Origin of the sequence: Streptomyces sp. NPDC001663, from assembly GCF_042893105.1 — a bacterium.
Taxonomy (GTDB): domain Bacteria; phylum Actinomycetota; class Actinomycetes; order Streptomycetales; family Streptomycetaceae; genus Streptomyces.
In genome coordinates, this window is sequence record NZ_JBIAUR010000019.1 from 58,247 (window position 1) to 71,490 (window position 13,244).

Here is a 13,244-nt window from a genome sequence, read left to right on the forward strand (position 1 = left end):
GCCCACGGGGTATGTCACATCCGTGCGAGCTGAACGGTCCAAGTGATGTGAAGGTCGGCGGAGGCCACCCTTTCCCTCTGGAGCGTGCCATGGATGCAGGTGAAGAGGCCGCGCGCGGCCTGACCGACATCGAGTCGTTCCTGTACCGGGAGGCTCATCTGCAAGCAGCGCATCAGCGCGTTGCGGAGTTCACCGCACGGGCACCGGGGCTGACCCGGGAGCAGAAGACGGACATCGAGCGGTGGTATCTCGAGGAGCAGACATACGTCGCCCGGATGGTCACCGAGCACATCGCCGACAGCATCAGCGTGCTGGAACAGCGGCACCACGCCAGCTTCGGGCGCTGGCTGCGAGGAACACTGATCGCGATGGCTCTGATCACCGGGGCGATGGTCTGGGTGTGCATAGCCGTGATCCTGGGATCGTCGCACTGAACCGCCCGGCGCTGTCACAGGAAGGGGCCGAGCCCGGTCTATTGAAGGAGAGGCGATAGGAGCGGTCGTGATTTTCAGCGACCGGAGGAACGGAGACCGAAGGATCATGCATCTCGAACCGTCTCCGACGACGAGTGACCTCGACGAGGCTGTTGCTGTCTTCGTGCAACACCGGGCACGTCTCTTCGGAATCGCCTACCGCGTGCTCGGCAGCGCGGTCGAGGCCGAGGACGTGGTCCAGGAGGTGTGGCTGCGCTGGCAGAAGACCGACCGTTCCGTGGTGCTCAGCCCGGTGGCCTTCCTCTCGAGCGCGACGACCCGCCTGGCCATCAACGTCGCACAATCGGCGCGTGTGCGCCGCGAGACCTACATCGGACCCTGGCTGCCCGAGCCCGTCGACACCAGCTCGGACCCGGAGGTGGGTGCGGAACGTGCCGAGGCCCTGGAGATGGCCCTGCTGCTGGTTCTGGAGAAGCTGAGCCCCACCGAGCGAGCCGCCTACGTACTGCGAGAGGCGTTCGACTATGGCTATCCCGAGATCGCTGAAATCCTCCAGCTCAGCCCCGTCAACGTACGGAAGATCGTGAGTCGCGCTCGCAGGCATCTGGCGGACGAGCAACGGGAGACCGTGGACGCGGCGGAGCACCGGCGCCTGCTGAACGCCTTCGTCTCGGCAGCTCAGACGGGGGATGTGGCGTCGCTGGAAGCCCTTCTCACCCCCGACGCCGTCAGTCTTTCCGACGGCAACGGCATCCGAGGCTGCGCTCGTGTTCCGGTGCTGGGCCGTGCACGCGTGGCCGCTCTGACGAGCGCCTGGCCGCGGTTCTGGCCGGGAGGGGACGCCAGGCTGGTGGACGCCAACGGCAGTGCGGGCGTACTGATCCACCGAGACGGCGAGCCCGTCACCTTCCTGACGATCGTGGCCTCGAAGGAAGGCATCCACAAGCTGTTGTGGGTGTTCAACCCGAGCAAGATCGCCGCGTTCCTCGCTTCGCGTTCGCGCTTCAGCACGGCTCTCGTCCCTGCGGCGGGTGTGTCCGACTGACGCTCCCGAAGCGATCAGGACCAGGACTGCAGTTTGTCGGGGTTGAGGACGGCCCAGACCTGGGTGATGCGGTGGCCGGTCACGTCGAGGCTGATGACGGCGGCGACCTGGTCGTCGTAGCGGGCGACGAGGCCGGTGCGGCCGTTGACGGACTGGGCGGTCAGGGTGGTGCCCGGGCGGCGGGCCAGGAGGGCGAGCAGGCTCTCGGCGACCTGGCGACGGCCGTGGACCGGCCTCGTCAGCGCCCGGACCTTGCCGCCGCCGTCGAAGAACGCGATGGCGTCCGGACACAGCAGCGATGCCAGCAGATCGGCGTCCTCGCTCAGGCAGGCCCGGCGGACGGCGCGGGCCAGGGCGTCGTGCTCCTCCCGGCTGGTGGCGTGCGAGCGGTGCAGCCGAAGGGAGCGGCGGGCCCGCTCGGCGAGTTCGGCGCACTCCGGCTGAGGGCGGCCCACGATGTCGGCGACCATGTCGGGCGTCATCCCGAACACGTCATTGAGCACGAACGCCGCCCGCTCGGCCGGTGACAGGGAGTCCAGCACATTGAGCACAGCCCGGCTCACCTCGGCTTCGAGCCCTGCCTGCGCCCCCGCGGTGTCTCCGGTCTGCGTTTGTTCCCCCTCGCGCCGGTCGGCGTCAGACCCATCGAGCCGGGAGAGCCGGCTCAGGCAGATGCCGCCCGCCGTCCTCGCGAGCCATGACCGTGGTGCTGCGATCTGCTGCCGTTCCGCGTCCGACAGGCCGTACCACCTGCGGTAGGTCTCGTCGACGACCTCCTCCGCCACGCCGTGACCGCCCAGCATCCAATACGCGACATTCAGCAGATACCGACGCTCGTCGAGCAGTTCCGCGATCGGGACCGCATCAGCATGGTCCATACGGCAGCCTCTTCCCTCTCGCACGACACAGGCGTCCCTCCGTGGTGCCGCCATGCCGGCCCACCACACATCTCTTTCGTTCTCTCTGCTCAATCCCTTAGACCGGGCATGCACGGATCCTGTGACATGAGCCGCTCCAACGATTCGCGACGACTCGGGCAGCGTCGTGGTGCCGCCGCGTGTCACATATGCGCCGGCTGCTTGGTCTCAACTGACAGCCGTCGGCACCGCGTCGTCGAGGCGAGAACCGCGATGATCGAATTCCGGGGTCTCCGGCCGAATGGCGAATCCTGGAGGTGTGCATTCCATGGCTGAACGACAGAACTACGCGGAGAACTGGCGAGAGCGGGCAGCCTGCCTACGCGCAGACCCAGAGCTCTTCTTCCCCATCGGAGACCGGGGCCCGGCGCGTGGACAGATCGACAAGGCCAAGGCCGTCTGCGGCCGTTGCCCTGTCGTGGAACAGTGCCTCGACTGGGCGGTGCGGGTGGGGCAGGCGGAAGGCATCTGGGGCGGTCTGACGGAGAGCGAACGGCGTGCGATGCGGCGCCGTGAGGGCTGCAGCGCCGCCTGAAGGATGCGGTGAGCGAGAAAAGCCACGGGCAGAGTCCCCGGAACGCAATGCCGGCCACCACTGCTTGCAGGGCTTACTGCTGCTGTGCCAGCCAGTCGGCGAACCTGGTCTCGGCGATGTGCGCGTCCGGACCCGGCAGGAGTGTGTTCTCCTCCAGCGGGGCACCCCAGTACGTCGCCTGCGGATCTGTGACGATCTTGCGGGGGTCGTTCTGGGCGCTGAGCCCCATGCGGATGAACTCCTCGAGCTGGAAGGCCTCCGGACCGGCGACCTCCACCACGCCGCCCACCGGTGCCCCGACCGCGGTGCGGGCGACGGCGGCGGCCACGTCGTCGGAGACGATGGGCTGGATCTTGGCGTCGGGCAGGTGCACGGTGTCGCCCTGGGTGACACCGTCGGCGAGACCCTTCGCGAACTCGAAGAACTGCGTTGCGTGGACGATGGAGTAGGGGGCGTCGGACGCCTTGATCAGGTCTTCCTGGACCTGCTTGGCCCGGAAGTACCCGCTCCCCAGGAGGCGGTCGGTGCCGACCACGGACAGCGCCACGTGGTGCGTCACGTCGGCCTCGGCTTCCGCCTTGAGCAGGTTGGTCGTGGAGGTGCGGAAGAACGCCATGACGTCCTCGTCCGCGAACGAGGGGGAGTTGGAGACGTCGACCACGACCGACGCGCCCTTCAGGACGTCGGCCAGCCCCTCGCCGGTGAGGGTGTTGACCCCGGTGTTGGGCGAGGCGGCGACCGCCTCGTGGCCGTGCTCGCCGAGCCCGGCGACCACCTTCGAGCCGATGAGCCCGGTTCCACCGATCACTACGACCTTCATGACGGAATTCCTTTCGGGTTTCCCTGATGCCTGTACCAGAAGAGACCGGGCAAGGCCTTTGCCTGTGACACCCCTATTCGGCGAGCTTCCCATCGGTCGAGACCTCCTGCATCAGAGAGGAAATCTCGTCGGGGACTGCCGGAATGCTTTCCCGGGTGACACCGGTCGTCGGGGACCACACGAGATTGACCTGCAGAGTTCTCATTCACTACGACCGGGCCGTACCGGGATCTGTGACACGCGTTGCGGCGGCGCTTGAGGAGCGGAGCGGCGGTGACGGGTCGATGTCCGGCCAGTTGACGACCAGGTCGATGCGCAACAAGTAGCCGCCTGCCGCCTCCCCGTCGCAGCTTGGGGCGACGCGGAGACGGACCGTGCGTGTCCGGCTGGGCAGGTGTTGGCTAGCCGAACATTCCGGGCTCGTAGTCGCCGGCGGGCTGTTGGTTGATGACGTTGATGCGGTTGTAGGCGTTGATGACGGCGATGAGTGAGAGCAGGGCGACAAGCTGGTCGTCGTCGAAGTGCTTGGCGGCGTTCGCCCAGGCGTCGTCCGTGACCCCGCCCGCCGCGTCGGCGATGCGGGTGCCCTGCTCCGCCAGCTCCAGGGCGGCGCGCTCGGCCTCGGTGAACACCTTGGCCTCGCGCCAGGCAGCGACCAGGTTGAGGCGCTGCTGGGTCTCCCCGGCGTGTGCGGCGTCCTTGGTGTGCATGTCGGTGCAGAAGCCGCAGCCGTTTATCTGACTTGCACGCAGCTTCACCAGCTCCTGGATCGCTGTCGGCAGCGTCGAGTCCCAGACGACCTTGTTGGCGGAGTTGATGTGCTTCAGCACCCTTCCCGCGAGAGGGTGAGCGAAGTAGTCGAGGCGCGGTTCCATGGCGATCTCCTTGCCGTGTGGTGCGGATACGCACTACTGACCGGCACGGTCGGCGATGTGTGACACGAAGCCGGGCGTGACGCGCACCGGGCGGTCATGGACACCGGGAAGCCGTCACGAATCCGCAGTCGCGAGGGCGCAGGCCGTGCGTACGAAGGCCGCCACCGCCGGGGAGCGGGACTCCTGAGGCCAGGCCAGAGCAAGCTCGAGGGGCGGAAGGTCCATGACCGTGCGGTAGGCGATGTCCGGACGGGGATGGCGTCGGGCGATCGATGCCGGGGGGAACCAGACGATGCTGCCCAGTTCGACCAGGTTGAAGATCTGGGCCAGGTCCAGGTGGCGGGGCGGGGCCGCCGGCGCCGAGGGGCGGGCAGGTCGTGGGCTGTCGTCGTTGCGCGGCTCGGCCGAGTGCAGCGGTCGTAGACCCTCCTGCTCCGCGGCGCGTCCGTCGGGCAGGACCCTTCCGCCGAGGTCCGCCAGGTGCAGGCGCGGGCGCGCGGCCAGCGGATCCGTCGCGGCGACGGCGAGGAGGCGGGGCTCGGTCAGCAGTGGTTCCACGTCGAGGCCGCGTTCGTCGAACGGCCGGGGCAGCAGCGCGATGTCCGCGCGGCCGTCGCGCAACGCCGGCTCCTGCTCTCGGGGTCCGCCGAGTACGAGTTCCACGGGGAGGGCAGCCGCCTCGTTCCGGTAGGCGGCCAGGATCTGGGGCAGCAGTCCGCCGTCGTAGTCGGCCTTCATCGCCAGCCGCAGCCCCGGCTCGGGCTGCCCCGCATGCCGGGCCCGGCGGGCGGCTGCCGTGACCGCGTCGAGTGCCGTGCGGGCATCGCGCAGCAGGACCTCGCCGGCGGAGGTGAGCGTGACCCTGCGCGTCGTCCGCTCCAGCAGCGTCACGCCCAGCTGCCGCTCGATCTCGCGGATCGCCCGCGACAGCGGAGGCTGCGCCATGCCCAGCCGTTCCGCCGCCCGTCCGAAGTGCAGTTCCTCGGCCACGGCCACGAAATACCGGAGCTGTCTGACCTCCAGATCACTCATACTCGCACGGTATCAGTGGTGCTCGGATCGGTCCTTCTGGTCGGCAGGCGCTCGGAGTTGACTGAGGAACGTCACCGGCGAGCAGCTTGCCCCTTCAGCTCGGGAACACCGCTGCGCGCGGCCCCTGCTCGCCCTCTCATCAGTACTCCTGACAGGAACTCTCGTGATCGTTCTCACCACTCCCACAGGTCAGATCGGCCGGCAGACCCTCGACCGTCTCCTGGCCGCCGAAGCACCGGTCCGTGTGGTCGTGCGCGAGGCCTCCCGCCTGCCTGACGCCGTGCGTGACCGGGTCGAGGTCGTCGAGGGCTCGCACGGCGATCCCGATGTGGTCGACAAGGCCTTCGCCGGTGCGGACTCGCTCTTCTGGTTGGTACCGCCGGACCCCCGCGCCCACAGCCTCGACGCCGCATACACGGGCTTCAGCCGGCCGGCGAGCGTCGCCCTGCGGACCCAGGGCGTCAAGCGGGTCGTGGCCGTCTCGGCGCTGGGGCGGGGTACACCCATGGCCGACCGCGCCGGACACGTCACCGCGTCCCTCGCCATGGACGACCTGCTGGCCGGCACAGGCGTCAGCTATCGAGCGCTCACCATGCCGTCGTTCATGGAGAACCTGCTGCGCCAGACCGAACTGATCAAGAAGCAGGGCATGTTCACCTCGCCCATCTCCGGAAACCGCAAGGTGCCCAGCTGCGCCATCGGGGACATCGCGGCGGTCGCCGCGGACCTCCTGCTCGACGGCACCTGGAGCGGCGTGGAAGAAGTTCCCGTGCTGGGGCCCGAGGACCTGTCGTTCGACGACATGGCGCAGATCATGTCCGAGGTGCTGCGGCGCCCGGTCCGCTTCCAGCAGGTGCCAGGGGCGGACTTCAAGGACCGGATGATGCGGTTGGGAACGTCCGAGGCCATGGCCCAGGGGCTGCTGGACATGGCGCTGGCCAAGGACGCCGGCCTCGACAACGCCGTAACACGCACCGCCGGAGCCAGTACGCCCACCAGCTTCCGCCAGTGGTGCGAGGACGTGCTCAAGCCGGCCGTGCTCGCCTGAGCCCACTCCACCACGACGGAGGCTCGACGAATCCATGACGGGGTATCACATGGCCACAACCGTAGATGACCAAGTCGCAGGCATGCTGCGGCAGTTCGCCGATGCGTTCTGCTTCCAGCGGCGTTCACCGGTCCTGCACTCACCGCACGAGCAGGGTCTGCACTACGAGGACGTGACCTTCCCTTCCGCGGACGGCGTGCCCTTGGAGGGGTGGTTCGTCCCGGCGCCCGGTTCGGACAAAGTGGTGATCGCCAATCACCCCATGGGCTTCAACCGTTCCGGCATGCCCGCCCATCTCGAGCCGTGGCGCTCGCAGTGGGCGGCCAGTGGAAACGCCTTCGAGATCGACTTCACCCCCGACTACCGGATCCTGCACGAGGCCGGCTTCCACGTTCTCGCCTACGACCTGCGCAACCACGGCCTCAGCGGCGAGGGCAACGGAGGGATCACCTCCAACGGAATCCACGAGGCCCGTGACGTCGTCGGCTCGCTGGACTACCTCCGCAGTCGCCCGGACACGCGCGACATGGCCGTCGGTCTCTTCAGCCGGTGCCTGGGCGCCAGTTCCACGTTCGCCGCCATGGCCCGGTACCCCGAGGCGTTCGACACGGTGCGCTGCCTGGTCGCGGCGCAGCCGGTGACGCCGCGGGTCATCGTCGAGCGCCGCCTCGCGCTGCTCGGACTCGCCGACCGTATCGACGAGTTGGAACAACTCCTCGTCCTCCGCACGGGCATCGGCTTCGGACCGCGGAACCCCCGACTCTGGGCGAAGAGCGTCGGCGTGCCCACGCTCCTCTACCAAGTGCGCGACGACGTCCTCACCCACACCGGCGACATCCAGACGATGTTCGACAACATCCCCGTAGCGGAGAAGAAGCTGCACTGGATCGAGGACACCACCGCGCGGTTCGACGGCTATCTGGAATTCCAGCGCCGCCCCGGCCCGGTGCTCGACTGGTTGGCGACGTACCTGTCCTGAGCGAAAGGCCTGCCCGTCTTGAGCGCAGGCCGTCACTCGGTCCGCTGCACGGGTGCGCTGCTGCGCCCGTGCCGTCGGCCGCTCAGCTCGGCGTCCAGCGTTTCCTGAGCCACGCGCATGGACTCCGCGTAAACGGGGTCCTGCAGGCGCTTCCACATCACGTCCTCAGGTACGTCCTCCACATGGCTGACCACCCACCAGATGTTGCCGAACGGATCCTTGATACGCCCTCCGCGCTGTCCGAATGCGCTGTCGGACAGGTCAGTGACGACCTCGCCACCGGCTTGGACGGCCCGGCTGAACGCCTGGTCCGCGTCGGCGACGAACACGCGGAGCAGGCTCGGCATGGCGGGCCAGTCCGCGCGTCGGTCGAAGGCCAGCACGACGGTGTCGCCGACGCGGATCTCGCCGTGACCGATCAAGTCGTCCTCGGTCGGCACCCGCGCGAGCTCCTCACCGCCGAACGCCTGGGTGACGAAGTCGAAGAAGGCTCCCGTGTCGTCGGTGACGACCCAGGGCGCAACGGTGGTGTAGCCCGCTGGTGCAGCGTTGGTCTGTTCGGACATGGCAGTCCTTTCGGCGATGTCGTTGTCGCCCGGCGACGATAGGTGCGAAGTAGGTCTGTTCCTGGCCTGGTTGACGGTGAGCAGGGCCGTACTCGACCCGTACGGTGGTCAGTTGGTGTGGTGGCGGATCGCGTCGAGGAACCGGTCGATGTCGTCGGGGGTGTGGGTGAAGGCGGTCACGAGTCGTACGACTCCCTCGCCCCAGCGGCCTCGGTAGAACGTGTAGCCCTCCGCGAGGAGCCCTTCAACGGCCGGTTGGGGCAGGCGGCAGAAGAGGATGTTCGCTTGCGGAGTGGCCAACAGGTCGGTACCGGGGATGGCCTTGAGACCGTCGCCGAGCCGTGTGGCCATCGCGTTGGCGTGGCGGGCGTTGCGCAGCCACAGGTCGTCGGTGAGGTAGGCGTCGAACTGAGCTGCGTGGAAGCGCATCTTGGCGGCGAGCTGCCCGGCACGCTTGGTGCGGAAGGCTAGTTCGGCGGCCGGTTCGGGATCGAAGGCGACGATCGCTTCGGCCGTCATCGCGCCGTTCTTGGTGGCTCCGAAGGACAGCACGTCGATGCCTGCCTTCCACGTCATCTCGGCCGGTGTGGCACCGAGGCGGACCAGGGCGTTGGCGAATCGGGCGCCGTCCATGTGGACGCGCAGGCCGGCATCCCTGGCGACAGCGGACAGGCGGCGGATCTCGTCGAGGTCGTAGACACTGCCGCTCTCGGTGGCCTGGCTGATGCTCAGCACGGACGGTTGCACGCTGCTCACGTCACCCACCTGGTGGTGCGCCGCCCGCCGCAGGGCCTCGGGGTCGATCTTGCAGTCGTCACCGGGCACCGGGACGATCTTGGCGCCGTCGGTGAAGAACTCGGGAGCACCGCACTCGCTGTTGTTGAGGTGGCTGTGCGGATGGGCCAGCACACTGCCCCAGGGCCGGGTGAGCGCGGCGAGGCTCAGGGCGTTGGCAGCGGTTCCGGTGGAGACCAGGAAGACGGTGGTGTCCCGCTCGAAGACATCGCTCAGCCGGCGTCGGACCCTGTCGGTGAACGGATCGTTGCCGTACGGCAGGACCTGACCCGCGGCCGCGTCGACGACGGCCCGGACGATCTCCGGGGACGCCCCGGCCATGTTGTCGCTCATGAAGGCATGGCTGGAGGGGATGGAGCCGGCGGTGATGTCCATGAGCGTCTTCCCTCGGGTCCGGTGCGCGACGGCGACGTGCCTCAATGTACGTGTCAGCATGTTCCCTACACGGAGTTGACGAGCACCACGTAGACGGCGGTGCCGACGCCCACGCTCAGGATCGTGCGTCGGCCGAAAGCGAGGTGGACACCGGCGGTGACGGCCACCGCGAGCCGTGCGTACGGCATCGCGTGCGGGTCGGCCTCGACCGTGCCATGCAGAGCGGTGACGGCGCGGATTGCGAGGAGGACGGCTATGAGGTACGAGGTGCTAGGCACCGGCGGCCTCCTTGGCGGCTCGGCGGGCGGTGAGCGCGTGGTGGGCCGGCAGCTGGGTGACGAACAGCAGCAGCGCGGTAAACATCGCGACGCCGGGGGAGAGGACGAGGGCGACGGCCACGCTCACCTCGGCGAGCAGCACCGACGGCAGCTCGGCGCGGGAGCGGAACGCGTCCAGGCCGAGCACGGTGAACAGCGCGCACAGGGCGAACTCCAGGCCCTTGACCGGGGCGGGCAGGGCCACGCCGAGCAGGCCGCCGCCGACCCAGTAGGTCGCGCAGGCGATCTGCATCGCGAGCAGCCGGGCTGCCGAGCGCTCGTGCTCGGGCAGCGAGGCGTTGACCGCGAACACCTCGTCGATCATCGCGTAGAAGGCATACGCCTTGGCCAACGGGTTCCTGACCAGGTGGAGGGGGCGCAGGCCGAAGAGGTCCTCGAGCTGCGCCGGCTGTTCGGCAGCCCGACTACTTCGTGCGCGTGGCCGTCGCCGACCTGGGCGCCTACGAGACCTTCCTCAGTACGCGGGTCATGACCATCCCGCGCGTCAAGAACGTCACGTCGCACTTCACGATGAACACGGTCAAGGCGCGATGAAGACCGTCACGCCGGCCCCGTGAGGGCGGCTTCGCCCGCACGTGCGGGTGGTCGGCGCGCCGACCACCACCTCGCCGGGGTTCTTGCACGGAATGCGGATCGGCCTCACGATCTCCATCGTGCTGCTGGTCGTCGTCGCGGCGGCCACGCCCGTGCTCGAGCCCGCCACATCGAAGTGACCGTCCGGACGGAGGAAGAGCCATGACCACCATCGCCGTCATCGGAGCCGGACCGGGCCTCGGCGCCGCAGTCGCCCGCCGCTTCGGCCGTGAGGGCTTCGACGTGGCGCTCGTCTCCCGCAACCACCAGCGGACGAACGCGCTCGCCGCCGACCTCGCCGACGCGGGCATCACGGCACGTGGCTTCGCGGCCGACGTACGTGATCCGAAGGCCCTCGCGGCCGCCCTCGACGCGGCGCACACGGAACTGGGACCGATCGAGGTACTGCAGTACAGCCCGGTCCCGCAGCGGGAGTTCATGCTTCCGGTGCTGGAAACCACCCACGCCGACCTCACCGGACCGATCGAGTTCTCCGTCTACGGCCCGGTCGCCGCCGTCCAGCAGGTCCTGCCCGGCATGCGTGCCCTCGGCCGCGGCACCATCCTCTTCGTCAACGGCGGCACCGCGGTCGTCCCGCACCCCGACCGCGCCGGCACCTCCATCGCCTTCGCGGCGGAGAGCGCGTACGGCCAACTGCTGCACGACACGCTGGCCGGCGAGGGCATCCACGTCGGGCAGTTGGTCATCCCCGGCGCGATCGTCCCGGGCCACCACCGCAAGGACCCGGCCGTCCTCGCCGACACCTTGTGGGAGATGCACCGCGACCGGCACGGCTTCCGGCACTTCGCCGACGACCTCGATTCCTGACGGCTGATCAGGAGGCCGGTACGAGGGCGCCGGTACCTGTGATGCGGCTGTGACCCGGAACTATGGCCTCCACCACAGTCGGCGGGACCAAGCCCTGGTGAGCTGGCCCGATGCGCAGAGCAGCCACCCCCCTCTTACTGGTCCTCGCCTCGGCACTCGCCCTCGCAGCGTGCGGCGGGCGGACCGACCCGCCCGCCTCCGACGGGCGGCCCACCTCGTCCGACGACCCGCGCTTCCTGCCGCTGGCCGCGTACGACAAGCACGACGACGCCCGAACGGTCTCGAAGGCCCGCTGGACGCTCGCCAAGGAGTGCATGGTCCGCCTCGGGTTCGCCGGCCTCGAGAACCTCGACGTCGACCCCACACCCGCCTGGCCCGAACGCCCCGCCGGGACGGGTGTGGTGACGATGGCCATGTACGCCGACGACGAGTTCCGTTACGGCGTCCAGGACCCCGAGCAGGCCGCGCGCTACGGCTATCAGGCCGCGCGGATCCAGTACGAGCACCGCTACCCGAAGAAGAAGTGGACCCTGTCCGAATACCTCGCGCTCACCGGCGGGTTCGTCGGCAACGACCCGAAGACCGTGCACGGCCACCGCATCCCGGAACGCGGCTGCCTCGGTGAGGCCGACCGCGCGATCTACGGGACCAACCCCCAGGACCGAAGGGACCCGGTCCTGGAGCTGGAGGGCAAGAGCCTCGTGCAGGGCAAGAAGGACCCCGCCTGGAAGAAGGCGGACAGGGCATGGGCCGCCTGCATGCGCAAAGCGGGTTACCACTACGCCACCCCGCAAGACGCCCAGACCGGTGACGATCGCCGTAGCCAGGAGCTCGAGGACCGGTTGAACGGGTCACGGCACGACCCGAACGAGCCCACCGCCCTGGAGAAGAAGACCGCGACCGCCGACGCCCGCTGCAAGCAGCAGACCGGCTACGTCCGCACCGTGCACGCGATCGACGTACGCATCCAGAACCAGCTCATCACCAAGAACCGAACCAAGCTGGAAAAACAGCGCAGTTGGAATGACGACGCGGTGCGCAGGGCTCAGGACATCCTCGACGACCGGTCGTGAGGCGCCCCTCACGACCGGTACGGGATGTACGGCCTGGCCCCGGCAGGCCCTATGCCCGGTTCGCGCGCGCCCGGCGTATCGCGCGGGTGACGATCGGGGGCAGCAGGTCCACGGCGATGCGGCGGGTGCGGGGACGGGGACGGGGGCGGCGGGGTGCGGGTACGGCGGCCGGTGCCGGGGTCGGGGATGTCCGGGGCCGCGGTTCCGGCGCCGAGTAGTACCGGGAGTGCGGGAAGGGCGGCGGCTGCATGCCCTTGGCGCGGGCGCGGACCAGGCGGTGTCCCGCGGCCTCCTGGACGCTCAGACCGCAGTCCGTGCGGCTCCTGAGCATCGCCAGCAGCTCCTCCTGGACCGGTTCCGGATCGCCCCAAGTGCCGTACAGCTTCTGGGTGCTGAGACATATGGGGCGCAGCCCGCGGTTGAGCACGGCCTCCCAGGTGGCGACCGAGACGCCGGGGGTGTGCTCGGAACGGAAGTCGTCGAGGACGACTATGCCGCCGGGCTGCAGGATGTCGTGGGCCGCACCGATGTCGTCGTGGACGTGCTCGTACAGATGAGACGCGTCGATGTGGACGAAGCGACAGCTGCCCGGCTCCACCTCCTTCGAGATCACGGACGTCGGGGCCTCGATGACCCGGGGCAGGGCGTCGTGGAAGGAGAGGTAGTTCCGCTCGAAGGCCTGCCGGGTGAGCGAGGAGTACGACTTCGCCGTCTCGGCCCGGTTGGCCCCGTCCGGCGCCTCGCCGCCGAACAGGTCGCAGACGGTGAACTCCTCGCCGTCCTGCCGGTGTTGACCGAGCAGGATCGCGCTCTTGCCCATGTACGCACCGAGTTCCAGCAGGTCACCCCCGACCCCGCCGGTCTCCTGCCGCTCCAGGAACCAGGTGAACAGGACCTGGTCCAACGGCGGAAACCAGCCGGGAACGTCTTTGAGCTCGCCGGGGTTCTTGTTGTCGATTGCCTGTGCGGTCGCCATGAGGCCAGTCTGCTCACTGGGCATCGAAGAAACTG

At 68.9% G+C, this 13,244-nt stretch carries 18 protein-coding genes; 9 read left to right on the forward strand and 9 right to left on the reverse strand.

From position 1 onward, the window contains the following. Positions 1-89 precede the first annotated feature (89 nt). Together ACFY1L_RS44505 and ACFY1L_RS44510 are read left to right on the forward strand one after the other, a co-directional pair. Positions 90-434 carry a hypothetical protein gene (locus ACFY1L_RS44505; RefSeq protein WP_388838653.1) on the forward strand — a complete coding sequence of 115 codons (345 nt, stop codon included), beginning with the start codon at positions 90-92 and terminating at the stop codon, positions 432-434. Between the two features lie 106 nt (positions 435-540). Then, positions 541-1,479 carry an RNA polymerase sigma-70 factor gene (locus tag ACFY1L_RS44510; protein ID WP_388838656.1) on the forward strand — a complete coding sequence of 313 codons (939 nt, stop codon included), beginning with the start codon at positions 541-543 and terminating at the stop codon, positions 1,477-1,479. 14 nt (positions 1,480-1,493) lie between these two features. Here ACFY1L_RS44510 and ACFY1L_RS44515 read toward each other — a convergent pair whose 3' ends face one another. Continuing rightward, positions 1,494-2,357, reverse strand: coding sequence for a sigma factor-like helix-turn-helix DNA-binding protein (locus tag ACFY1L_RS44515; protein WP_388838659.1), 864 nt, complete (start codon positions 2,355-2,357; stop codon positions 1,494-1,496). Positions 2,358-2,664: 307 nt separating this feature from the next. Here ACFY1L_RS44515 and ACFY1L_RS44520 point away from each other — a divergent pair, with 307 nt between their 5' ends. Continuing rightward, positions 2,665-2,931: a WhiB family transcriptional regulator gene (locus ACFY1L_RS44520; RefSeq protein ID WP_388838662.1), complete on the forward strand. Its 267-nt coding sequence runs from the start codon at positions 2,665-2,667 to the stop codon at positions 2,929-2,931. Positions 2,932-3,004: 73 nt separating this feature from the next. On the opposite strand, the gene ACFY1L_RS44525 is transcribed toward ACFY1L_RS44520, so the two are convergent. The 3 genes from ACFY1L_RS44525 to ACFY1L_RS44535 form a co-directional block, all read right to left on the reverse strand. Beyond that, positions 3,005-3,751: an SDR family oxidoreductase gene (locus ACFY1L_RS44525; protein WP_388838665.1), complete on the reverse strand. Its 747-nt coding sequence runs from the start codon at positions 3,749-3,751 to the stop codon at positions 3,005-3,007. 401 nt (positions 3,752-4,152) lie between these two features. Next, positions 4,153-4,626: a carboxymuconolactone decarboxylase family protein gene (locus tag ACFY1L_RS44530; protein WP_388838668.1), complete on the reverse strand. Its 474-nt coding sequence runs from the start codon at positions 4,624-4,626 to the stop codon at positions 4,153-4,155. A 114-nt stretch (positions 4,627-4,740) separates the two neighbouring features. Further along, positions 4,741-5,658 carry a LysR family transcriptional regulator gene (locus tag ACFY1L_RS44535; RefSeq protein WP_388838671.1) on the reverse strand — a complete coding sequence of 306 codons (918 nt, stop codon included), beginning with the start codon at positions 5,656-5,658 and terminating at the stop codon, positions 4,741-4,743. Between the two features lie 163 nt (positions 5,659-5,821). On the opposite strand from ACFY1L_RS44535, the gene ACFY1L_RS44540 reads away from it, so the two are divergent. Both ACFY1L_RS44540 and ACFY1L_RS44545 read left to right on the forward strand, forming a co-directional pair. Continuing rightward, positions 5,822-6,706, forward strand: a complete 885-nt coding sequence (locus tag ACFY1L_RS44540; RefSeq protein WP_388838674.1) for an NAD(P)H-binding protein — start codon at positions 5,822-5,824, stop codon at positions 6,704-6,706. Positions 6,707-6,755: 49 nt separating this feature from the next. After that, positions 6,756-7,685: an alpha/beta hydrolase gene (locus tag ACFY1L_RS44545; protein ID WP_388838677.1), complete on the forward strand. Its 930-nt coding sequence runs from the start codon at positions 6,756-6,758 to the stop codon at positions 7,683-7,685. A gap of 32 nt (positions 7,686-7,717) precedes the next feature. Here ACFY1L_RS44545 and ACFY1L_RS44550 read toward each other — a convergent pair whose 3' ends face one another. The 4 genes from ACFY1L_RS44550 to ACFY1L_RS44565 form a co-directional block, all read right to left on the reverse strand. Then, positions 7,718-8,251, reverse strand: coding sequence for a VOC family protein (locus ACFY1L_RS44550; RefSeq protein ID WP_388838680.1), 534 nt, complete (start codon positions 8,249-8,251; stop codon positions 7,718-7,720). Between the two features lie 108 nt (positions 8,252-8,359). After that, positions 8,360-9,421: a threonine aldolase family protein gene (locus ACFY1L_RS44555; RefSeq protein ID WP_388838683.1), complete on the reverse strand. Its 1,062-nt coding sequence runs from the start codon at positions 9,419-9,421 to the stop codon at positions 8,360-8,362. A gap of 65 nt (positions 9,422-9,486) precedes the next feature. After that, positions 9,487-9,699 (reverse strand): hypothetical protein, encoded by a 213-nt coding sequence (locus ACFY1L_RS44560; protein ID WP_388838685.1) that lies wholly within the window; start codon positions 9,697-9,699, stop codon positions 9,487-9,489. After that, positions 9,692-10,090: a hypothetical protein gene (locus tag ACFY1L_RS44565; RefSeq protein WP_388838688.1), complete on the reverse strand. Its 399-nt coding sequence runs from the start codon at positions 10,088-10,090 to the stop codon at positions 9,692-9,694. The genes ACFY1L_RS44560 and ACFY1L_RS44565 overlap by 8 nt, the downstream gene beginning before the upstream one ends. 86 nt (positions 10,091-10,176) lie before the next feature. On the opposite strand from ACFY1L_RS44565, the gene ACFY1L_RS44570 reads away from it, so the two are divergent. The 4 genes from ACFY1L_RS44570 to ACFY1L_RS44585 all read left to right on the forward strand — a co-directional run bounded on the left by ACFY1L_RS44570 (position 10,177) and on the right by ACFY1L_RS44585 (position 12,233). Further along, positions 10,177-10,293, forward strand: a complete 117-nt coding sequence (locus tag ACFY1L_RS44570) for an Lrp/AsnC ligand binding domain-containing protein (RefSeq protein ID WP_388838691.1) — start codon at positions 10,177-10,179, stop codon at positions 10,291-10,293. 41 nt (positions 10,294-10,334) lie between these two features. Beyond that, positions 10,335-10,472, forward strand: a complete 138-nt coding sequence (locus ACFY1L_RS44575) for a hypothetical protein (protein WP_388838694.1) — start codon at positions 10,335-10,337, stop codon at positions 10,470-10,472. A gap of 22 nt (positions 10,473-10,494) precedes the next feature. After that, positions 10,495-11,160: an SDR family NAD(P)-dependent oxidoreductase gene (locus ACFY1L_RS44580; protein ID WP_388838697.1), complete on the forward strand. Its 666-nt coding sequence runs from the start codon at positions 10,495-10,497 to the stop codon at positions 11,158-11,160. 110 nt (positions 11,161-11,270) lie between these two features. Beyond that, the gene (locus ACFY1L_RS44585; RefSeq protein WP_388838700.1) at positions 11,271-12,233 is read left to right on the forward strand and encodes a hypothetical protein; all 963 of its coding nucleotides are present in this window, start codon (positions 11,271-11,273) and stop codon (positions 12,231-12,233) included. Positions 12,234-12,282: 49 nt separating this feature from the next. Here the strand turns inward: ACFY1L_RS44585 and ACFY1L_RS44590 are convergent, their stop codons facing one another. Beyond that, positions 12,283-13,209, reverse strand: a complete 927-nt coding sequence (locus ACFY1L_RS44590) for a class I SAM-dependent methyltransferase (protein ID WP_388838703.1) — start codon at positions 13,207-13,209, stop codon at positions 12,283-12,285. Positions 13,210-13,244 lie beyond the last annotated feature (35 nt).